This is a genomic window from Planococcus sp. RAB007_Raresut, assembly GCF_057369535.1.
In genome coordinates, this window is the sequence record NZ_JBXYIF010000012.1 from 1 (window position 1) to 20,845 (window position 20,845).

Below are 20,845 nucleotides of genomic sequence, written 5' to 3' on the forward strand. Positions count from 1 at the left end.
CGTTCGTAAAAGTACACTTTTACGAACGCTTTGAAAACAGCCGAAAATGGCCAAAAAGAGCGTTCGTAAACGTGTCAAATGACTTTACGAACGTTCGCGAAATTGCATACACTTTTACGAACGCTTTTCAGGTATAATGAGAAGAAACAATCGTTTATAGAGGTGAATTATGGAACACCGCAAATTTGGTTACATACGTGTCAGCAGCAAAGATCAAAACGAAGGCCGCCAATTGGAAGCCATGCGGAAAATGGGCATCACTGAACGGGACATTTATTTGGACAAGCAAAGTGGAAAAAACTTTGAACGAGCAAACTATCAGTTACTCAAACGGGTTATTCGAAAAGGAGATATTTTATATATTCACTCACTGGACCGGTTTGGCCGAAACAAAGAAGAGATCCTCCAGGAATGGAATGATCTCACGAAAAATATTGAAGCCGATATCGTGGTGTTGGATATGCCGTTATTGGATACGACCCAGTATAAAGACAGCATGGGGACATTTATTGCGGATCTGGTTTTGCAAATCCTATCGTGGATGGCCGAAGAGGAACGGGAACGCATTCGAAAACGGCAGCGTGAAGGAATCGATTTGGCTCTGCAAAACGGCATCCAGTTTGGCAGACCAGCAGTTTATGTTTCAGAGGAATTCAAAGAGGTTTATAGAAGATGGAAAACAGGAGAGTTAACTGCTGTTGCAGCCATGCAGGAAGCCGGAATTAAGAAAACAAGTTTCTACAGATTAGTAAGGGAAATTGAAAAAGAATCTGTAAAAAAAGGGTGAGGAATTTGGACAGTTCAAAAATTGAACGTTTAGCTGTTAAAGCCGTTAATGAGATAGCTGACCGAGTTGACTCTATGTTAAAACCTGAAATACCTGAGAATGACAAATCAATTTCTTTTGATGGAGAAATACAAGTTTTCAAAGAGACTCGAGAAACTATAGAAACATTAATTGGAAAGGTTCCTGTTCAAATAAAAGGAAAAGTAGTTAAGGAATTTTCTGATAAAACAAGATCATATCCTATCAAAATGAATCACTTAAAGAATTACTACGATAATCAAGGGGTGTTATATTTTGTTGTAGAATTATTAGAAAATGGTGATTCTAAAATTTTTTACAAACAGTTACTACCACTGGAAATATATTCAATCCTAAACCATGATGGAAAAAAGCTAGGGAAAAAGTCAAAATCGGTTGAACTTAGAGCTTTAGAGGAAACGTCTTTATATCGTGTGTGTCGCCTATTCTTAAGGGAAAAGAAACGGCAACCTTTAGTGTTAGTTGAGCACGAAAAAAATTTGGAGGCAGAATATTCAATTTTGAAAGCTAGTAGTCTTACATTAACAGATTCAAATATTAGTGAGATTTTCCAACACGACTTTGCGTTATACGGAGAAAGAGATGGAATTGATTTTCCCCTTCGCTCTAATATGAGGCTGGATACTTATACAATTAAGACAGAGGAAAAGATATTAATTAATAATAAAGAATACCGGTTTTGGAGTGAATATATAAAAAATAAGGATGGTTTTACTACCAGAGTCTATGAAAGTTCACTTCGCCTAACCTATAAAGAAGATGGAAGCAGATTCAAGGTAACTCTAGAAGCATTCAATTCACTGAATAGCATGCTCAAAGTTCTTCCTTTCTTCATTGATCTTCTTGAAGGACATACTGCTACTTTTATGGATCAAACAATCCAAGCAAATATTGAAGAGAATTCAACTATAGAGATAGCAGAAAGTATAAAAGCATACTACTCATTTTTCACTGAAAGTATACCCACCTTTGAAGAAGTAGGGATTCCTTTTGATAAAGTTGTTCCTGGCGATTTTGAAACTATAGTGAAAGATATAAACCTTTTAAACCAATTGTTTCTCGAAAAAGATTACTCACAAGTAAGTGTAAAACTTCCCCAAAGCGGCGGATTTGTTAATATAAACATTGGCGATTTAGGAGTGGCAGCATTCTATAATCCTACTAAACAGCCAAAATTTATTAATGCTTTTTCTCCTGCATTATCAGAAACGGCTATCGCTGTAAGTGAAAATGAAAATGAAGAGAGAACTCCACATTCAATTTACATATTAGCATCTGAAAAAATGCTTACCCACTCTATTAACTTAAAGACGGATGTAATAAAAAGTTCCTTCGAAAAAATTAATCCTTTTATAAATGATCAAATATCCGAGTTAACGAATCACTTTTGTCTCAATTGCATAAAATCCTATGACTCTTTAAAAAGGAAGGACCTTCTCGAATTAGCTAAATTTATCTTTGAGAAAAAGAAAGATCCTGAGGTTATTTATGAACTCAACCTAATACAAATTAAGTTACGGTTAAATGACTCTTTGGATGAGGTTGATATACAAAGACTCTTAGACATAAAGCATGCTCACCCGGATAATCACCAAATCTTATTTGGTGTAAATGTTTTATTAGGTAACAAAAATGAATCAAATTACCATTTCACTAAACTCCCCGAAAAAGATAGAGATAGTTTTTCAACTTATCCGATTTTTTCGCTCTTTGAAAGTATTAGATAAGAAATTGATTAGAATTATATACTATAGAAGAAAATTAAATTTCAAAACGCTGAAACTTCAATTTCAAAGCTCAGCGTTTTGTCCTTTAAACATAAATCAATGCTTGGCATCTTGGTGACGTTTCAATATTCCAGCTGCCCGGCTTTTTTGTTTCGAAGTAGAAGATTTGCTTGCTAAGATTCTAGCAGCTCCACCTACTATTCCACCTTTATGTTTAGCCATTAGGTCTCCTCCTTTCTTAAGAACGTCAGTTCCGGATTTTCAAAGTAGGAGGAAGCTGATAAGCTTCATGTAAAGGTATTTATTTAGACGTCTGAAGATGAAGCCACATCTTCAGACTTTTTTCTTCCTCCTACTCTTTAATGATAATCTCCCTATTCAAAAAACACAATATAAAGTGTCAGAAAGAAAACGACGTACTATATATAGAGTTTTTTTATAATATAATAACTCATTATAGACAGTTTCAACGATAAGTCCTATAATATAAATAATAGAACCCACCACGCCTCTTAACAATGCGGACCACGGTGGGTCGTTTTTTTGTATATGGAGGTTTTTGGTCATGGATGTCCCAGAACCAATTCGCATTAAACAAGCAAAGACATTTGAAGAACAACTCGCAATTCTTAAGCAACGGGGGATAGAAGTAAAAGATTCCCAAGAAGCAATTTCCACTCTGCAAAGAATCAATTACTATCGTCTGACCGCGTATGGATTAACCTTGAAAAACCCTGAACGACAGGATCAATACTTGCCCGGCACTACATTTGATCGGCTAGTTGCACTGTACGAATTTGATAAAAAGTTACGGCAATTACTGATCGGGATTATTGAGAGTATTGAAATTGCCTTTCGAACCCATATAGCTTACTATCACGCCCATACATACGGCCCCCTCGGATATAAAGAAGCTAAACACTTTAATAGCCCTGTGTATCACGAAAAACTGTTAACGAACCTAAACCGTTTTTATAAGGATAATAGAACAGAATTGTTTGTGGCACATCATCAATCCAAGTATCAAGGAGTATTTCCAATTTGGGTTGCAGTTGAGGTATTGTCTTTTTCGACTTTATCTATGCTGTTTAAAAACCTTAAGAACAAAGATAAATCGGCTATCTCTAAAGAGTATTATAATGTTCCTTTTGTCTATACACAGAGTTGGCTACATACCCTGACGACCATTCGAAATACATGTGCTCATCACGGAAGACTATACGGGAAAAAATTGACGATACGTCCTCAGCTGTTTGATGAGTTGCAGGGAGAAGTCCAAAACGATGAAGTTTTTGCTACAATCCTTGTAGCCTGTAAATTACTAAACGACCAGGAACGGGGAATTTTCGTAGATTCTTTAGCGCTCTTGATAGAGGAGTATCATGAATATATTGATACGAGACATCTAGGTTTTCCAAGCGATTGGAAAGCTTGGTTATAGAAAAGTAAAAGGTCTGCTGAAAAATACAGCAGACCTTTTACTATACTCATTCGCTTTTGAAGGTAAATCAGCTGTAAACTCAGCTGCCACTTTCTCCACTTTCTTCTTGGGAAATCGATGATCTACCTGCTGAGCTCTTTTTATCGTTTTTCTTCATCTCCAACATCCACTTCATCAACAGTGGCCGATCCACTAGCCGGACTTGGTTGGATTTAGCTAAGTTTCTCGCAGGATCCGTGAAATGGCTATTTGTGACGACCCAGCATTCATCCGCTTGATAATGATTTTTGGCAGCCGAAATCTCTTGTACTGCTTTTATGCCCACATTCTTTTTATAGCGTTTTGCTTGCACGATAATCTTTCGGTTTTTTGAAGATAATACCAGATCTACTCCATAGTCGCCCGTCTTCTTTGTCAATCGAACGCGGTAGCCTCTTTCAAGGAATAAAACGCGTAAGTATTCTTCAAATTCCCTCCCCGTCATTTCATCAATTTGCAGAATTCCAGACTTTTTCAACTTTCGCTCCCACAATATATCCTTGATAAAGACGACCGAATAAGATCCTATAAATAACAAGACAAGCGTTCCTGTCAATAATGGCTCTGCAGTTATTATGCTCCAAAACAAATCGATTCCGAGTTCTAATCCATCAAATATATTCAAAGCCGTTCCCCCTCTTAGCTTTAAGAAAAAGAAGAGAACACCTCCCTTCCTTTCCAACACCACAACACGTAAGCTAAATTATATTAAAAATCAAATCATTATAAGCCAGCGACTTGCCGCACTTTCTCTTAATCGGCAATTATCAGCTGATTTTTAACCTTCAATTCTTTAAGTGCTTTATTGTAAGCTGATAAAAAATTTCTAATGGGATATTTTAAAAGAGTGGTGCCATTTGCAGAGAATTCCACATTAGATTTCTGCAACCTATCGAACATATCCTGTACTGAAACCGTCCAGTCTTCTTCAAAATAATTCTCTTCCAACCAATCTAACATGATTTTTCTCCACCATATATTTGGCGATTGGATGTAAATTTCTCCTTCAATTCGAATAGTTAAAAGTCGTTCTACAAATTCCCTATACTTTTTTTCGGGCACTTGGATGATTGACGTCAGCTTTTTGGGCAGCTTCCTTCTTTTTTCTTGATTGATCTTACGCCAATGATTGTCCAGTTCGTACTCTCCATAACTGGTTATATAAGCTGAATTCCCGTTGTAGTTATAGCTGTTTTGATTACTTTTGTTGAAAAGGTATTCAGGTCGTTGATTTTGCTCAATCGCTTCTTCCTGTTGTTTCTTTCGTTCTGTTTCTTCTTTTATTTCTCTTTCTTTGGCCAAAAACTGTTTTCTGGTAGCTTCCTCTTCTTCAATTTTTTTGGCTCTTTCTTTCGTCTCTTCCTGGGATTTTAGAAATTCTTCTTTCAGTTCCGTCCTCATCTTTCTTTCGTTTTCTGAATCACTCAGCCGGAAAGATTCCCACTCAATTTGAAGGGCTTGACTGAATGGAACAGTAGAAGTTTCTCCAATTAAAAACCCACGATATGGCCCCTTATCCGAGTCATCAATATATCGGTAAACCCGGATTGCATTCTTTTCTTCTATCTGTGCTATGTAATAAATACTTTTGACCAGCAGTTCCTTACCGACATCGACCATCGGATATTCTAACAGTTTAAACAAGTCATATCGGTCTGCGTACTGGCTAATGGATTCCTTCCATTCCAGATCCTCTTTGCTTTCCCTCGAACTCAGGTATTCAATTTCCCACATGACAAGGCTTCTTTTAGCTTTTTCAGTAGCAAAATTCGCTTTATCAAACAGCCATAAAGTTTCTAATCCATTCTCCTGAAAATAGCGATGTCTTTCCCTGAAGTTTTGGGCGTATGTATTATTTTCGTTTTCGGTCAACTCAGTCAAGATGGTAATGGCCCACTCACGGCTACCGATACAAACGTAAAGGTCCGGATAGTGCTTCTTGAACTTTTCTACTCGATACCCTTCTACAATTTCAATATTTTCTTTTCCGATGGCAGCCGTTTTCAATTCATCTTTTACTATACTGACTAAAACCGAATGCTTCGTTGATTCACGTTTAATTTGTTTTTGGTATTGCCGGTAGGATTTTCTGACTTGCTTGGCGGGATTACAAGCTTCGTTATGCAGATGGGAAAAGTGACATTCACGTATATTCCCTCCACGAACATATAAAGTTTCCTGGCAATATGGGCATTCATAAGTACTTTTATCTGCCACTTTTTTTAATTCTTCGATTGTCTGACTCTCAAGAAGCTGACTGATAAATTCCTCGGTACGATCCAAGCTATGGATGGCGTAATTCATAAAATTTCCTCCTTTTTTCAATAATTCCTCCAGATTCTTTATCTTCTCTGTAAATCTGCAAGTTCTTTTATTCCGGAGGAACCGCTGCAATGAATGTTCCCTATCCCGGTCTCCCCATCTTCTATATGTAAACAGTACTCACAAGATAAGCAGTCATCGATGACGTTCGCATAGGGTTTTCCCCGGTACACTCTCGATCGAATAGGACACCCATCGACATGTTTAGCCCAATTTCGTTCGATTGGTTTTTTCACTTCAGCGAAAGTCAGAGCTCTCGCCTTATAAAAATCTGTTTTTTCATTATGTAGCCATTTTTTATAACCAGTTTCTTCAATCAGAATAAGTTCCAGTTCGATAAGGGAAATCTCTCTTTTGACCGCACTTAAATCGATTTCGAGACTGGAAATGCCAAGTTTTTTTATTTTATCTATTTTTGTTTCATCTGTTTTATGTGTAACGGTCACTTCTATCATCAAAGGTCTTCCTTTTATCCAAACGATGACATCAGGAACGATAGCATCCATTCTATATTCCAGTTTGACATCATCAAACTGAATAAGTCGTTCCTCTGAAATGAGCCAGTTGGGTCTATAACTATTGAATTCCACCTCTACTTTAGGCAAAAGAATTTCCTTACGTCTTTCAAGGATTTCTTTAGCTGATAAATGCAAAGCTGTTTCCATCCCTTTAGCGCATTCTGCTAAATTAGCGTGAGCAAAATGATGGACTGTCTTTTCTCCTTTTCTTGCGATTAAAGGATGCTTACAAGCGGGGCAAACGCAACCACATTTCAACCCTTTATCTACCGCTGAGATATGCATGAGTTTCCCGTCTTGGAGACCATAAGGTAATTTAAATTTCATAGTTCCCTCCTACTAATTCCACAATATGTAATTGACTCTAATTATAGTTATATGAAATAATAATGTAAATAATATTTAAAAAATTATTTCAGATATTATATTTGGAGGTTTAAAGAATGAGTATTATAAAAAATTATGTAGAAGAACGCGTAGAAGAATTGAATTTTTCGAAAGCACCTAAACCTGTTAAATTTTCAATTTCCCTTGAAAATGAGACGAATTTCCGGCTTCAGTACATCGCTAAATTGCTGGAAACAAATCGATCTAACTTAGCTGCCGACTTTGTGCAGCTCGCAATATCTGAAGCTGAAAAATCTTTAGGGCTGAATCCCTTTAACTTTGAAAGTGACTATGGAAAGGCGTATATCGAAAAATGTGGTGGATCTTTTCATCAGGACAATTCAGGTTACTATCGGATAGGTGCAAACGGGGAAAAGATAAAGTTGATTGATCCAGATGATACCGAAGAGATTGATTACGCCTCCCAGCCAAATGAATAAGGAAATCCACAGCTTACTCTGTAAATTAAAAAGCCAACTCCAATTTTGTGCTGCAATGAAAATGCAGTTCATAGGAGTTGGCTTTTATGTTATTGAAAGACTGAATTTGAAATAAGTTTTGAGAAAACATACTTGTCCAAAACGATAATATAATCTCCCATTTACAGTAGTCTCATAAACTATCGTTTTTGAGAGGTTATTTATACGTAATATTTTTTAGACAAACACTCTTTCCTATGAAATTTTAACTTATTTTAAATAGAAGGTAGATTCTCATTAACAGCTGTAGTCGCTGTTCGTTCTTAAAGGAATAATATCTAGCTTTTCAATAGTCTAATTTCTAATTCACATTCTATTTTATAGTGCTAAAAATTCTTCTAGTTGTTCATCAATGAATTTTAATTCATTTTCGGTTAAATCAAAGGATTTACCTATAAGCTCATCCAATTCTAAATTTAATTTTTCTATACTTTTTTCATAAGATAAAGAATTAGCTCTTTGTTTAGTAAAAAAATCTAACCAGTCACTTTTTTCATTCATATTAATTTTTTTCTTACTTTCAATTAATTTGATAAATGTTGTATCAGTTAATTCCGACCACTTATTTTTATCAATAGATTTATCAAGGACTCCAATTTGAGATTCTATCAACCGGTTAACTGTTGCTATTACCCTGGCTACTTCTCTATAAGCTTTCACTAATTCTTTTGTCTTTAAACTAATTTCTTTTTCGTATTTCGGTGGCATCGGAAATAACTTGAGTTCTTTTACTTTAAATTGTGGAAATAGCTTGCGTTGAAACTTGTCAAAGTAATTAATGAACCAAAATGTAATAATTTTAGAATTTAATGCTCCCAATAGAAAATATGGATCTTTATTAAAATCGAAAATCACCATAGAATTAATGTCATTTAATAAGTGTTTATCTGTATAAACAGCATTAATTGCATACTTTCCTTTGGTAGGTATTTGTCGGACTAATATACGTTCGTTAATGAACATCTCACTCTTCCTTGGACCCGCAAGGTTTGTGCCATATTGTAAATATTGTCCACCCCACTCAATATAATAACGGCATACATCTTTCCCTTCTAAATACATAATATGATTATCTGTCTCTTTATTTTTAGAATGATAAACTCTATTATCTTTTTGCTCTTTAGTTTGAGGAGGAGTTCCTTTTCCGACCTCGTAAGCCTTCAATCCGGATTTTACATCTGCAGCTTCAATCAGTTGAATGCCTTTTTGATTAATTTTTTCTACTAAATCCTGCGTGCTCTTATTCTTCATCAGAGCGATGTTAATAATACTACCTTTTGTATTTAATAATTCTTCTGGTTTAACTTCTGCTACCGTTAAAATAACTTCATCACGATACTCCCCTAAAGTTACTGTAGTAGGTGATGTTTTCTTAAATATAATAAAACAACAATCTACGTTAGCATCTGCAAATAACTTGTCGTAAATATTTACGATTTTGAGTTCTCCCACCATTGTAAGTAAAAACTCTCTTAGCTTCGAGTAACTATCAATTGTCAAACACGTATTCGGAACGATAAAAGCAAACCAGCCATTAGGCTTCAATAGTTTATAGGCTCTTTCAATAAATAATAAATAGGTGTTTAATTGATATTTTGCTAATCTATAATTTTCTTCCTTTCCAAAGTACAATTTTTCCTTTTCAGTAAATCCTTGGTTTCGTGCAAACACATATGGTGGATTTCCAACAATTACATCAAATCCGTCTTGATTTCTCGGAAAACGCTCCATCCAATTAAAAGATAAATCAGATACTGCTGAGTCTTCAATTAAAGAATTTCCAGTTTGAATATTGTTATCTAAAGAAGTTAATGGATCTCTTTTATTTGCTGTTCGAAGCCATAGTGCTAACCTTGCTAGTTCAACACTTTCAGAGTTCAAATCAACTCCGAATAAGTTGTTTTGTAGAATATTTTTTTGAATATCAAACATGGCAAATCTGTCAGCCCTTTTTACAACTTCCTCGTTAATTATTTCTCCTTTTTGGAGCAATAATGAAAATGCCCCATTCAAAAATGCTCCAGAGCCGACTGCTGGATCTAATATAGTTATATCTCGAACTTTCAATAACAAATCTTCATATGCCTTGATTTGTTTTTTCAAAGCTTTTTTTTCACTTGTATTTCCTTTTGCTAAGGCTTTTTCCATAAAGTCATCTGTTAGTTCCACAAATTTATCGATTTTAAGTTCTTTCTCTTTATCTTCAATCCATTTAAATAAACTTTCTTCAAGTAAGTATTTCACAATACCAGGTGATGTATAAAATATTCCATCTTTCTTTCGTTTCGTTTGAGTTTTGTCTTGAATTTCTCCTCGAAGTTCTTTCTTAAACTCTTCAATATCAGAGATAGATTGTTCGAATATATAACCTAAAATAGTCGCAGATAGTTCAGATTCAAAATCAAATTCTGCCATCTTAGAAAAACTCTCAAGAAATTCATCTTTAATAGTTAAGTTTTCTAATACATCATCCTGTTTAAATAGTCCACCATTAAAACGATTAATTTCATGATAAGGATTCCCTTTATCAATAGAATTAAATAGTCCCATAAGTTCTGGCCATATCTTTTCGTCACTGACAGCGTAACTGCCTTTAGCTTTTTCAATTAAATTTGCAAAAGTATGTTCTTTTAACAAATGACTATCTTCACAGAAGAATATAAAAAGACAGCGATCTAATATTAATTGCGTCTTTGAAAATAATGTTAATTCATCAACCTCCGGATTGTATTTAACAAGGTGTTCGTAAAAATTGATACGAGTCTTTCTATAAAGATTATAAAAATCAGTCGTTATCTTTTTTTCTTCCTTCTCATTTGTTTCATATAATAAATCTAAATCGGATTTACCGTCTCGCTTCAATAAAAATTCGCTGCGCATTAAATACACAAAACGTAGGAACTCTTCTTCATTTTTTCGCATTTCAAGAACAGAAAATGATTCATATTCTGTTTGTGTTAATGAATTATATAGACGTATCTCTTTGAAGTTAGACACAATCACCCATCGTACACTTTTTATTTTAGAAGAATACATAAAGGCTTGGGAAACAGGAGTGTCTCCACTAGTTCTTTTTTGTTTGGCATCTAAATTTGTTCTTGCATCTTTGAGTTCGATAATAGCCCTTACATCTTCAAAATCCGATGAAAAGAAGCCTAGCCCACCGTCGGCTTTGGTGGCATCCATTTCAGTTTTGTTTTCCTGTTGAACATTCCAGATTTTATGGTTAATGCGGTCTTTATACCCTAATACTTCTGTGAATACTTGATAAATAAATATTCCCTGAAGTTCCTCTTCTCTTGTTTTATCTAATCCTTTTTGTTCAAGTATGTATGCCCAATTACACATTCTTTTATATTTATTATCGTAGTTTTCGATATCGTATTTTGTAAAGTTCTTCAAACGATTATTTAATACTTTTCTGTTAAAAATATAGTTATGCATAATCCAGCTCTCCTCTTAATAGAAAATAAACGTATAATTTTTCTCAAAACCCTTTATCTGTAGTAAATTTTACCATATCAATATAGACCTCGCTTACTTATATCTATGTCTAGGAAATAAAAAAATAGAATTGTATGAAATTGTTCCTGGGGTCACTTGAAATTTACTGGTATTTAGATTTATTACTTAAAATGATTTTCTCTTATCAGTAGTTACTGCAAGCTATAAAAAGAAACCTCAGTGATAATTGACTAAGGTTTCTTTTTTATATGCATATTATTTTAGCCTTCATATCTCCACAAATCTGTGAGAATAACATCTTCACTGTTTGGCCGTTGACTCTTTAATACTTGTTCTATAGAAAGAAATACTGGCATAACTAAAGCCGTTCCGGTAACAATACACATACCACTAGCTAAAGTAGGAATAGCATTTTTAGAAACTCGATCTAAAGAGGATATAGTTGTATCAATAAGTTCTAAGTCTCGATGATTCACTAATCGATGTAAAAAATAATTATGTATCTGAGAAACTATTGTGGAAGAAATGTCGGATGGCCTTTGACTACTAATAGTTAAAAAGAATCCAAACTTACGACCTTCTTTTATAATTTCTTCAAATAAGTCTAACCTGTAATCATGCCATTCGTTCCCTTCTCTTTTTGATTGGCTAGACAGGATATTATGAGCTTCATCAATTATTAAGTGAACAGTTTTATTGATATGATCTTGACTAGTATCTTGCTTATGTTTGTCGAAAATCATTTTTGTGATTATAGTTGGGAGAATTTTTTTAATATCAATGTTTACATCTCTAAAAGAATAAATAGTTAATAAATTTTCTTCAATTTCTTCACTTAAGTTAGCAAGTTCAAAAACTCTTTCAAGCTCCCTAACCTTTGATTCAATTCTGTGAATAAGCGGATTAATATGTTCATACTGAGCAAATTTGTTTAATAAGTCGCTAGCTAACTGTAACCGAGAGCGAAATATTAACTGTTTAAACCATGTATCTTGAAACAAATTTGAGTCTCTCACTATATTTTTCAATTCGTTATATCCTGAATCATCGCTTCTTGCACCACTTAGAACCGATTCAATATCATTAATAAAACCACCTTCACATTTCCAAGTACCATTTGCGTACAATTTAATCGTTTGAGTTATGTTAAAGAAGTCGTCAGTTTCTTCTTTTGTAAAAGAAATTTCTATTATCTCTCTTATGTATTCGACTGTTTCTCTTGAAGAACCTGAAATCGCTTTGGCATATAAGTATGGTAACCAATGCTTTAGTTCATATCCGGCTTCTTCTTCTCTTTTTATTCCTTGCAAAATTCTTTTTAAAAATGGTTTTTGTGTTTGAGGAGTCGCGCTAAAAAGGATTGAAAGGATTTCTTCATTGTAAAAATGATCTGAACTAATTTTTATTTTTTCCCTTTCTCCGTTTTCTTTTGTTGAGAGATGAAAAACTTTTGTCTTCTCATCAGGTAAGCCAAAGATCCCGGAATGAGCATACTCTCCATTAAAATCAATAAGATGAAACTTACTAGTTTGGTGTATATTGTCAGTATCAACTTTCCTAAATAGTTCAGTATATAGCTTTGCTAATGTATTTGATTTACCACTCCCCGTATTACCAAATATACCTATATGAGAAGAAAAAATTGAATTCAATGGCAGAGAGACAGATATATCTTCATAAATAGATTTTCCAATACAAATTCCATGGTTTTGTATTTGAGAATTACTTCTAATTCCTGAAAAAATACTAGCAATTTCCTCATTAGTTGGAATATGCGCAATATTCCCTATCATAGGGAGATGTCTAACCCCATTTAAAAATCTTTCATTAGAAAAGAACCCTACAATCTGAATTTCTAATACTCTGGAGATTGAATTTTTTGTATAGCGTTGATCTTTTTCAAAACTAATTTTTCTATTCAATAAATCTTCTATATACTCCGCATCAATTTTACCTACTATATCAACTATTCCCTTCTTTATGATTATGAAGGCGTTGACTGTAACATTATTAATTACTTGTCCATGATGAATTAAAGTCGAGTGATTCATCTCTTTTTCAACTTGGACTTTTATCCTTGTTCCTCTCACTTCAACAACATCACCAATTTGTAAAGAGCTCTTCATTTAGTTAAGCCCCCAAAAATTAATTCATTTAAATACTTAAAATCTAAATTTTTCGTTTCGTCTTCTGGCTCTATAACTTCAATATTCTTTAAATTGCGACACTCTAGCAGATTAGTCATAGATTCTTTTTCTCCATGTCTATAAACAAAGATATAAACTTTCAAACCTGGATTATAAATAGAGCGCTTTATTAAATTTCTAACATGCTCATCTGCAAAGGAAAAACCAAATACAATTAGAATAGACTGGTCCCTTTCAAGCTCATAACTTAGTAAACGAAGCATACTGTAATAGTGCTCTTCTATTAATGTATTTTTGAACTTAGTTTTTTCAGGATTAATGATCATTAGCTGTTGATATAAGTCGAAAAATCTACTTAATTCTTTCTTGTAGTTTTCTGAAATCTCTTTAAACTCACCTAAAGAAATAGACTCAGGATTATTTAAAAAGTTTTTTATTTTTTCGATTTCAGCTTCTAATAAATTAATACTAAGAGCTTGCCTTTCTATTTGATCCAATAAACTTAAATTATTATTAATTGCTATTTTGTCATTCTTTAAAATTTCTCTTTTCTCCCAATTTACTGATCCATGACATTTCATTAAATTTATCGTTGGCAGCTCTATATGATAATTATCAAAAGCTCCATTACGAGATACAGTTTTATGGTAATTGTCCGAACTTAAATATCTATTGAAAACCCCACTTCCACCATCGTTAAAAATTGCGGAAGGATTCTGTGCAATTTCATTGTCTATAGCAATTTCAAAAAACAAATCATAATTAGTAGTGAAGATATTAGCCCTCGTTGGTGAAATTCGAGCGTTTCTTTTACTCATTTTATTTACAAGATTAGTTACAAAATATAAGTAGTTTTCTTTTATTTTATAAACCTCTTCTGTTGCTTCAGCTACAAAGTGAAATCTCTTAACAAAAAGGTTATGAAGTTCAAGATTTTTATTGATTACTTCTAGAAAATAAAATAGATATACTAAATTTCTGTCGTTATTATTTAGATTTTGTTCAGTTAATATAGATTCAATATTATTTAACGTTGGAAAATATGGATAAGATGCTCCTGAGCCCACTAAAAAATTGACTCTTTTCTCGGCGATTCCAGTCTGTATTTCTTCAATAACTTCTGTAAAATTCAATTTTAACACCCCGCAATTTATTCACTTGAAAACTTATAAAATTTTAAATATTTTAAACAGAACAATTATAACACTCATTTAGATTTAGATAATCCTCTATTATTTTCAATAACTTACTCGTATGCACAGAACCTCTAAATTCTTTATACAAAGAGATTCGGAATCTATCATTTTACAAACATTGAAATTTGTAATACAATGTATTACAAAGAGTTGAAGGAGGTTTTACCATGGCCACTATTTCCTTGCGGGTAGATGACCGCGACAGCAAACTCATCCGCGATTACGCCAAACTGAAAAACACATCTGTTTCGGACTTGATGAGGAATGCCGTCATCGAGAAGATTGAAGATGAATTGGATGTGGAGAACTTTGACCGGGTCCTTGCCACTATGGAAAAAACCCATTCCTTAGATGATGTCAAAAAAGAATTGGGTTTATAACCGACGATGTATGCTGTTCATTTCTCAGATGCCGCGTTGAAGAAATTAAAAAAGATGGACCGGTACCAAGCCTCTCTCCTGATTGGCTGGATCGAAAAGAACCTGCAGGATACCGACGATCCACGAACACAGGGCAAGGCGTTGGTTGCAAACCACAAAGGCAAGTGGCGTTACCGGGTCGGTGATTACCGTATTCTGGCGTTGATCGAAGATGAAAAAATCATTATTACCATTATCGATGTTGGACACCGAAAAGATATTTACGAATAAGCAAACAGGTGCACGCTCTTCAAGGGGCTGCACCTGTTTTTTCGTATTCTAAAGTGAGCATTTGACTGGAATGACCGTCGTGAAAATCTTTGTATCAGTTGATTTCTCCTCTGACTAAAATCTCTTCCAAGCGGTTCATAAATTGGACGCGTTGCTTCACGAATAGGTAGAATGAGTAAGAGTATGATGATTATAGAAATGAAGGAGTCTTATGATGAAAAGTACCGGTATTGTGAGGAAAGTTGATCAGTTAGGCCGCATTGTCACACCAATCGAGTTGAGAAGATCCCTGGGCGTTTCGGTGGGTGATCCGATGGAAATTTTTCTTGAAGACGATAAAATCATTCTCAAAAAATACCAGACCGATCGCACTTGTGCCGTAACTGGAGAAATCCTGAACGAAAACGTTGAATCCACTTACGTGAAAGGTTTGTATTTAAGTCCAAGAGGGGCTGAGATTCTGCTGAAGGAACTGCAGAGCCATACACAATAATATGGGTTCACATACTTCCGAGAGGATGGATGAAAAATGAATGAAAACCAATTTTTTGAGGAATTGATTATTAGCTTAGAACAAGCCGTTGAAAATGCTACGGATAATCCACCAACATCAAATTCATAGTTTTACCAAACTATTTTCAAAGGAATTAATGCTTTAGAAAAAGACTGCCGGGTTTAAATGCCTGACAGTCTTTTCGTTATTCACTACCCATATATTTGACGATTTCGGTCATGCCTTCTTTGCTGATCCAGGCTTCCCCAATCCGGATCGCTTCGCTCGTCACCTTTCCGGTCACGGCACAAACATAGCGCTGCTTATGCGGCTCGATGATGATCTGTCGCTCATTATGCATAATGTCGACGGAATCGCCTTCTTTTAACTGGAAGATTTCGAGGATCTCTTTCGGAATCACAATTCGGCCCAGTCGATTGATTCGTTTGGTGTGCACAGCTCAACCCCCTTTAATCACTTCTATACCCTTTTCCAGTTCTGTAATCTGCTGATCAATCTCTTTTATCCGCTCTTTGGCTGCCTTGATTTTCTTTTCATCAGTATCGGTATCAATCAGCTTCTGCTTTTCTGCCTTTTCGGTTTTCAAGGCTTCCAGTTCATTTTGCTGTTTCTCCGCTTCCAGCAGCCGGTCCATTACTTCCTCATTCTCCGGTGCCTTTTCATTTACAAAAGCTTTGGCCGTCTGCAAATCACCGGTTTGGATAAAGGCAGAAAGAATGGTTGGAATCCGTTCGTCCGTCAATTCAACTTGGTTGCGCAGATCAATCACGGTTTGCCAATCTTCACTGGCTGCAGCCAGTTCAAATGCCACTTCCGGACTCGTTCCCTCGAGGGAGGCTTCAAGACCCTGCAATTCGTCAACCTTGCCTTCTTCCATCAACTTGGCCGCAACTTCACTGGTCAGCTCCGGATCGGCTTCAATCGCCTTGTTGTAGTCCCCATTTTCCATATACAAGGTCGCCAGGACTTCTTTGTCTTTTTCTTTCAAGGAATCCTGCCCGATCGTTTCAAGCGCTTCGATCACGGCCATGTCGTCCCCGAGAAGTCCTTGCCGGTAAACTTCTTCTAAGCTTATTTCTTCGCTCACTTCCGTTTTCCCTGCATCGGTAGCCTGTGCATTTTCATTGGCATTCGTCAAAACGATATTCAGCAATACTGCCACTGCCAATATGCCGGCTGTTCCAAGCAGGAAACGTTTATTGCTGTCTTTGGCAGTCACGCTTTTCTTCGGCTGCTTCCCTTCGTTTTTAGCTAGCGTAAGCTGGGGTGTTTTTTTAACCCGGGTTTCTTTTCTTCCCTTCACCAGACTGCCTAATGAAAACGAAAACCGGCCTTTATCAGCTTCTTGCTGGGCCAGTTCTTCTGCTTCCAGCCGTTTTCGTTCGTTCACTTCTTCCTGGATGCCCAGTAGGTAGGATTCCATTTCATCCAATGTCTTGAGACGCAGGAAAACGGTTTCCGCAAACCGGATCACGTCTTCGCTTTGCTCAAAGAAATCGCTTCTTCTTGGCCGACCGAGCACACGATTCAAACTGGTCAGTGAAATGATGATCAGTTCCTTCACCGCATCCTCGCGACTTTTCGGGTTCTGCAGTTGCAATTCCTCGTTTTCGAGAATGGCCGCTTTCACCAGTTTCTCTTCCGGATCGATGACGAAGTTCTCTTTTTGCCACAGGATGGTAACGCTGGAATCCTTGGCCATCCGGACGAGCGAAAGGTAATAGGGCAGCTTGTCTTCGAAATAGAGAGATTTCAAGTGATCAAATGCTTTGAAACCGGTCAAATCGTATTCGAACTGCACTTGGCCGGACTGAAAGGTGAGGTCTTTTGCGATCAGGTAAAAAGGTTGTTCCGTTAACGCAGCCATTCGTTTCTCATATGCCTGCTGGATTTGATCCATCTGGTCTGTCTTGAATGTAGAAAGGGGCTGAAGAAAATAGAACGCATTGCCCTCAACTTGAATGGTGCCGACTTTATTGGCAATCGTACGCATCACCATTACCATCACATTCCTTTCTTTCAAAAACTATTGAAGTTCCGGAAATTTCGAAAGCGTTTCTTCCACTTCCTCTTTGTATTCCGCTTGTTCTGCTTCTACTTCACTTTCTGGGACACTTGTCTTAATAGATTCAAATTCTTGATCATATTCTTTAAAGTTTAAAGAAGAAAAGCTAAGGTAAGGATGTTGCGTGATAATCAGGTTTCCATCCGTACTTTTTACAAAACGTATTTCAGTCTCTTTAGGCTGTTTTTCATCATTTCCATACCCATACTGCACATCATTGAAAATTAATTCTGTACCTTTAAAATGTTCTGATGAATATTCCTCACTATTTTCAAATTCAACTGACATATTCATAACTTCAATGCCGTCATATTCACAAAATCCTAAACTGCACGGTTCACTATTAGTTTTATTAAAATACACGCTTATTTGCTCTTCATCTTTATATTCTTCGGGAATTATACTCCCCTCATACTTAGCAAGAAATGGTTGGATGACTGTTTCGTTTGCCACAGTTTGGATTTCTTCATTTAACATTTCCTCATCTTCACCATTAAGCTCTCCGTTGTTCATCGAATCAATCGTACTCTTTTCAAACTCTTCCATTCTTCCATCTAAGTAGTTAAGCATCTCTTCTGCTTTTTTATGGTCTTCAGCAGAAAATACTTTTTCATCTTTTGGCTCTGATTGACCTTCAGCTTTTTCCTCAGAACCACATGCCACCAAAATTGCTATTAATGTTAAAAGAAGGCTAAAAAGCATCCACTTTTTCATTTGATCACTCCTATTATCGTTTCGCATAACGCGCTACGTATTTAACCGATGACCCCACCGCTTTTGCAGATCCGGTTGAAGCTCCGAACTGACTCAATAAGGTTGGTATGGACAAGCCAACTATAAAGAAAACCATTCCTATAATCATATTTCCGCTTTCAAGACTGACCAATGTCTTAATTCCCAACACGAAACAAAGAAGCTGAATGGTAAGTGTAAGGATATTACTCACAACCGTTTTTAACCAGAGATTAAAAAAGTTGTATTGATCATTCACGATGGTTGGAACTGCCAGTACTCCGGTTATATATAGGATAACAAAGAGGACTGTGCGATACAGAATGGATAAGAAAAAGACAAACAAAATAGCCGCTACCACTATCATCAAGATTAATCCATAACCGACAGAATTCACGGCCATCACTTGCATAACATCGTAATGGGTAACGGGAGAAGTGAGCATCGTTTCCGTCAGTAAATGGGTTAACTCTAAAATCCAATCAAAAAATTGAGCGTAGACTCCGAGCAGAATTCCTCCTGCGATAATTGCAACCAACTTATCGTATAGTGAGTTCATGCCCTCTTCCCCGTTTCCGCTATACAGAATGATAATCTTAAGTGTTTGCCATAAGATAAAGATCGCTGCAATGGTCCATGCCAGGGATTTAAAGTTCAACATATACCCCTCATAAATAGGGTTTCCGGTAATGAAATCGGGATCTAACTGGAACTTGCTAAAACTATCAACGGCTCCGAAAACGAATCCACTGACGGTTGTGTAAAGAAAACTATTCGTATGACAACCAATTTCGTGCCACTTACAATCAAACTGATTTGTGCTGTAATCATATTTATCTAAGTAAAGAACATTTTTCATATATGATTCTACATTATCTACTTGATCTGCGTCTGATTGAGTTTCTTTGTATTCTTGTATCGTTTCTTCCATGAATTCGCCTTCTTCAGCAAACACCAAAACAGGAAATAAACTAACTAGCAGAACCAACAAAACCAAAGTTCCCATCCAGCGCTTCATCCCATCACCCCCCGGTTCATCAGCGTCAACAACAATACCAACACCGGCACCGCCAACAAAAACGCATACCGGACAACGACGCCTTTTTTGATCTCAATCCGTTCCTTCTCGCTCAAGGGTTTGCCGTACAACAGCTCGTATTTCCGTTCTTCCTGCTCAATGGCATTTCGGGATAACTGTTCAATCCATCGATCCGTCTTTTTTTGGACCCCTTGCTGGAAGGCAGCCACCCGTTTCAATTTTTCGTTCATGCCTGCACATCCTTTCCGCTTCATCCGTTGGAGATGGCTTCCGTGACTTCTTCACCGGATGCCAGCGGCTGCAGTTCATGGGCATCCACTTTCCATTCCCCGTCCTCTTCGATCCACGTGATTCGAGAAGTCAGGTACAACAAGGGCTGATCTCCGGGATACTCCAGTTCGCCGTCCACACCTGTCAAAGCGACTTTATAAATGGCATAGACCTGGTACGCTTCCTCTTTTTGCTGAACGGAAATATTGAAGATCTCAAAATCCTCCATCTGGCTCCGGCTGCCGTCGTGCAGGTGATGGTCCTCATCCAGTTCGGCTTCCGTTTTTTTCGTCAATTCCGTCGTGAAATAGTCAATGGAACCACCTTCCAACATAGCCTGCAAGAATTCTTCGGTCCGGGAATAGATGGCCTGTTCCTGGGACTGAACCGTCTTCAGGCGTTCCACTTCCTCCGTCAATTGCTCATTTTCTGCTTGGGCGTCTTTCATGGTTAGATACAGATTGAAACTGATGATACCGAGAACCAGTACTGCCAGTCCCAGCAGGATGGTCCGAAAATCCAATTTCGCCACTTTTTTCACCACTTCCTTAGTCTTCAGCTTCTCCTTCGAGATACGGCATCGGATTGACCCGGCTGCCGAACATCGAACCGGTATGAATCTCAAAATGCAGATGGTCCCCAGTCGATCGGCCAGTTGTGCCGCATTGACCGATCGGTTCGAGCTGACTGACTTCCTGTCCGACTTCTACGTCAATTTGACTTAGATGGGCATACAGGCTGAAGAGCTTGTTTTCATGTTCAATGACCACGACATTTCCATAGGTGTTTAAGCTGCTGTTGACCGGATACTCCGCAAAGACGACGCGCCCTTCTTTTGCGGAATAAATCAAATCCGGCTGGCTACAGGCCAAATCGACCCCTGCATGATTGGAAATCGCCCCGGTAAAAGGATCGATCCGGACGCCGTAATTGGAGTTCACTTCCACATTCGGAATCGGTTTGGCAAATTCGCCGGTTGAGGTGGTGCAGTTCATCGTTAATCCACCTAACGAGCTAACAACTTTGGT

At 36.6% G+C, this 20,845-nt stretch carries 21 protein-coding genes; 7 read left to right on the forward strand and 14 right to left on the reverse strand.

Annotation, left to right across the window (positions count from 1 at the left end):
* Nucleotides 1-169 precede the first annotated feature (169 nt).
* Both AC2Q9J_RS16995 and AC2Q9J_RS17000 read left to right on the forward strand, forming a co-directional pair.
* Entirely contained in the window at nucleotides 170-787 is a 618-nt protein-coding gene (locus AC2Q9J_RS16995; protein ID WP_499041795.1) for a recombinase family protein, read from the forward strand.
* Between the two features lie 5 nt (nucleotides 788-792).
* A complete protein-coding gene (locus tag AC2Q9J_RS17000) occupies nucleotides 793-2,553 on the forward strand; it encodes a DUF4365 domain-containing protein (protein WP_499041797.1) in 1,761 nt (586 codons plus the stop codon).
* A 96-nt stretch (nucleotides 2,554-2,649) separates the two neighbouring features.
* Here AC2Q9J_RS17000 and AC2Q9J_RS17005 read toward each other — a convergent pair whose 3' ends face one another.
* Nucleotides 2,650-2,775, reverse strand: a complete 126-nt coding sequence (locus AC2Q9J_RS17005; protein WP_499041799.1) for a hypothetical protein — start codon at nucleotides 2,773-2,775, stop codon at nucleotides 2,650-2,652.
* A 343-nt stretch (nucleotides 2,776-3,118) separates the two neighbouring features.
* On the opposite strand from AC2Q9J_RS17005, the gene AC2Q9J_RS17010 reads away from it, so the two are divergent.
* A complete protein-coding gene (locus AC2Q9J_RS17010; RefSeq protein WP_499041801.1) occupies nucleotides 3,119-3,994 on the forward strand; it encodes an Abi family protein in 876 nt (291 codons plus the stop codon).
* Between the two features lie 79 nt (nucleotides 3,995-4,073).
* On the opposite strand, the gene AC2Q9J_RS17015 is transcribed toward AC2Q9J_RS17010, so the two are convergent.
* The 3 genes from AC2Q9J_RS17015 to AC2Q9J_RS17025 all read right to left on the reverse strand — a co-directional run bounded on the left by AC2Q9J_RS17015 (nucleotide 4,074) and on the right by AC2Q9J_RS17025 (nucleotide 7,200).
* A complete protein-coding gene (locus AC2Q9J_RS17015; protein WP_499041803.1) occupies nucleotides 4,074-4,658 on the reverse strand; it encodes a restriction endonuclease in 585 nt (194 codons plus the stop codon).
* 128 nt (nucleotides 4,659-4,786) lie between these two features.
* Complete coding sequence (locus AC2Q9J_RS17020) at nucleotides 4,787-6,337, reverse strand: competence protein CoiA family protein (protein WP_499041805.1); 1,551 nt, start codon at nucleotides 6,335-6,337, stop codon at nucleotides 4,787-4,789.
* Between the two features lie 38 nt (nucleotides 6,338-6,375).
* On the reverse strand, nucleotides 6,376-7,200 hold the full coding sequence (locus tag AC2Q9J_RS17025; RefSeq protein WP_499041807.1) for a competence protein CoiA family protein: 825 nt from the start codon (nucleotides 7,198-7,200) through the stop codon (nucleotides 6,376-6,378).
* Nucleotides 7,201-7,316: 116 nt separating this feature from the next.
* On the opposite strand from AC2Q9J_RS17025, the gene AC2Q9J_RS17030 reads away from it, so the two are divergent.
* Complete coding sequence (locus tag AC2Q9J_RS17030) at nucleotides 7,317-7,700, forward strand: hypothetical protein (protein ID WP_499041809.1); 384 nt, start codon at nucleotides 7,317-7,319, stop codon at nucleotides 7,698-7,700.
* 357 nt (nucleotides 7,701-8,057) lie between these two features.
* Here AC2Q9J_RS17030 and AC2Q9J_RS17035 read toward each other — a convergent pair whose 3' ends face one another.
* The 3 genes from AC2Q9J_RS17035 to AC2Q9J_RS17045 all read right to left on the reverse strand — a co-directional run bounded on the left by AC2Q9J_RS17035 (nucleotide 8,058) and on the right by AC2Q9J_RS17045 (nucleotide 14,484).
* The gene (locus AC2Q9J_RS17035) at nucleotides 8,058-11,183 is read right to left on the reverse strand and encodes an Eco57I restriction-modification methylase domain-containing protein (protein WP_499041811.1); all 3,126 of its coding nucleotides are present in this window, start codon (nucleotides 11,181-11,183) and stop codon (nucleotides 8,058-8,060) included.
* A gap of 281 nt (nucleotides 11,184-11,464) precedes the next feature.
* Entirely contained in the window at nucleotides 11,465-13,330 is a 1,866-nt protein-coding gene (locus tag AC2Q9J_RS17040) for an ATP-binding protein (RefSeq protein ID WP_499041813.1), read from the reverse strand.
* Entirely contained in the window at nucleotides 13,327-14,484 is a 1,158-nt protein-coding gene (locus tag AC2Q9J_RS17045) for a hypothetical protein (protein ID WP_499041814.1), read from the reverse strand. Before AC2Q9J_RS17045 ends, AC2Q9J_RS17040 begins: the two co-directional genes overlap by 4 nt.
* Before the next feature lie 230 nt (nucleotides 14,485-14,714).
* Here AC2Q9J_RS17045 and relB point away from each other — a divergent pair, with 230 nt between their 5' ends.
* From relB to AC2Q9J_RS17060, 3 genes are all read left to right on the forward strand, one after another.
* Nucleotides 14,715-14,927, forward strand: coding sequence for a type II toxin-antitoxin system RelB family antitoxin (gene relB / locus AC2Q9J_RS17050; RefSeq protein WP_499041816.1), 213 nt, complete (start codon nucleotides 14,715-14,717; stop codon nucleotides 14,925-14,927).
* Nucleotides 14,928-14,933: 6 nt separating this feature from the next.
* A complete protein-coding gene (locus AC2Q9J_RS17055; RefSeq protein WP_101802388.1) occupies nucleotides 14,934-15,197 on the forward strand; it encodes a type II toxin-antitoxin system RelE family toxin in 264 nt (87 codons plus the stop codon).
* 214 nt (nucleotides 15,198-15,411) lie between these two features.
* On the forward strand, nucleotides 15,412-15,690 hold the full coding sequence (locus AC2Q9J_RS17060) for an AbrB/MazE/SpoVT family DNA-binding domain-containing protein (protein ID WP_499041817.1): 279 nt from the start codon (nucleotides 15,412-15,414) through the stop codon (nucleotides 15,688-15,690).
* 205 nt (nucleotides 15,691-15,895) lie between these two features.
* Here the strand turns inward: AC2Q9J_RS17060 and AC2Q9J_RS17065 are convergent, their stop codons facing one another.
* The 7 genes from AC2Q9J_RS17065 to AC2Q9J_RS17095 all read right to left on the reverse strand — a co-directional run.
* Entirely contained in the window at nucleotides 15,896-16,147 is a 252-nt protein-coding gene (locus AC2Q9J_RS17065) for an AbrB/MazE/SpoVT family DNA-binding domain-containing protein (protein ID WP_112224899.1), read from the reverse strand.
* Nucleotides 16,148-16,150: 3 nt separating this feature from the next.
* Nucleotides 16,151-17,716 (reverse strand): coiled-coil domain-containing protein, encoded by a 1,566-nt coding sequence (locus AC2Q9J_RS17070; RefSeq protein WP_499041819.1) that lies wholly within the window; start codon nucleotides 17,714-17,716, stop codon nucleotides 16,151-16,153.
* Nucleotides 17,717-17,737: 21 nt separating this feature from the next.
* On the reverse strand, nucleotides 17,738-18,490 hold the full coding sequence (locus AC2Q9J_RS17075; RefSeq protein ID WP_499041821.1) for a hypothetical protein: 753 nt from the start codon (nucleotides 18,488-18,490) through the stop codon (nucleotides 17,738-17,740).
* 13 nt (nucleotides 18,491-18,503) lie between these two features.
* The gene (locus AC2Q9J_RS17080; RefSeq protein ID WP_499041822.1) at nucleotides 18,504-19,526 is read right to left on the reverse strand and encodes a conjugal transfer protein TrbL family protein; all 1,023 of its coding nucleotides are present in this window, start codon (nucleotides 19,524-19,526) and stop codon (nucleotides 18,504-18,506) included.
* Nucleotides 19,523-19,777, reverse strand: a complete 255-nt coding sequence (locus AC2Q9J_RS17085; protein ID WP_499041824.1) for a hypothetical protein — start codon at nucleotides 19,775-19,777, stop codon at nucleotides 19,523-19,525. The genes AC2Q9J_RS17080 and AC2Q9J_RS17085 overlap by 4 nt, the downstream gene beginning before the upstream one ends.
* A 20-nt stretch (nucleotides 19,778-19,797) precedes the next feature.
* The gene (locus AC2Q9J_RS17090) at nucleotides 19,798-20,349 is read right to left on the reverse strand and encodes a hypothetical protein (protein ID WP_499041825.1); all 552 of its coding nucleotides are present in this window, start codon (nucleotides 20,347-20,349) and stop codon (nucleotides 19,798-19,800) included.
* A gap of 16 nt (nucleotides 20,350-20,365) precedes the next feature.
* The coding region (locus AC2Q9J_RS17095) for a M23 family metallopeptidase (RefSeq protein ID WP_499041827.1) at nucleotides 20,366-20,845 on the reverse strand (480 nt) is incomplete at its 5' end.

Excerpts from the sequence above, each read along its gene's own strand:
- AC2Q9J_RS16995 (WP_499041795.1), top strand. The coding sequence starts at position 170 with ATGGAACACCGCAAATTTGGTTACATACGTGTCAGCAGCAAAGATCAA.
- relB (WP_499041816.1), top strand. The coding sequence starts at position 14,715 with ATGGCCACTATTTCCTTGCGGGTAGATGACCGCGACAGCAAACTCATC.
- AC2Q9J_RS17025 (WP_499041807.1), bottom strand. The coding sequence starts at position 7,200 with ATGAAATTTAAATTACCTTATGGTCTCCAAGACGGGAAACTCATGCAT.
- AC2Q9J_RS17055 (WP_101802388.1), top strand. The coding sequence starts at position 14,934 with ATGTATGCTGTTCATTTCTCAGATGCCGCGTTGAAGAAATTAAAAAAG.
- AC2Q9J_RS17075 (WP_499041821.1), bottom strand. The coding sequence starts at position 18,490 with ATGAAAAAGTGGATGCTTTTTAGCCTTCTTTTAACATTAATAGCAATT.
- AC2Q9J_RS17010 (WP_499041801.1), top strand. The coding sequence starts at position 3,119 with ATGGATGTCCCAGAACCAATTCGCATTAAACAAGCAAAGACATTTGAA.
- AC2Q9J_RS17020 (WP_499041805.1), bottom strand. The coding sequence starts at position 6,337 with ATGAATTACGCCATCCATAGCTTGGATCGTACCGAGGAATTTATCAGT.
- AC2Q9J_RS17085 (WP_499041824.1), bottom strand. The coding sequence starts at position 19,777 with ATGAACGAAAAATTGAAACGGGTGGCTGCCTTCCAGCAAGGGGTCCAA.
- AC2Q9J_RS17035 (WP_499041811.1), bottom strand. The coding sequence starts at position 11,183 with ATGCATAACTATATTTTTAACAGAAAAGTATTAAATAATCGTTTGAAG.
- AC2Q9J_RS17040 (WP_499041813.1), bottom strand. The coding sequence starts at position 13,330 with ATGAAGAGCTCTTTACAAATTGGTGATGTTGTTGAAGTGAGAGGAACA.
- AC2Q9J_RS17030 (WP_499041809.1), top strand. The coding sequence starts at position 7,317 with ATGAGTATTATAAAAAATTATGTAGAAGAACGCGTAGAAGAATTGAAT.
- AC2Q9J_RS17070 (WP_499041819.1), bottom strand. The coding sequence starts at position 17,716 with ATGGTAATGGTGATGCGTACGATTGCCAATAAAGTCGGCACCATTCAA.
- AC2Q9J_RS17080 (WP_499041822.1), bottom strand. The coding sequence starts at position 19,526 with ATGAAGCGCTGGATGGGAACTTTGGTTTTGTTGGTTCTGCTAGTTAGT.
- AC2Q9J_RS17060 (WP_499041817.1), top strand. The coding sequence starts at position 15,412 with ATGAAAAGTACCGGTATTGTGAGGAAAGTTGATCAGTTAGGCCGCATT.
- AC2Q9J_RS17005 (WP_499041799.1), bottom strand. The coding sequence starts at position 2,775 with ATGGCTAAACATAAAGGTGGAATAGTAGGTGGAGCTGCTAGAATCTTA.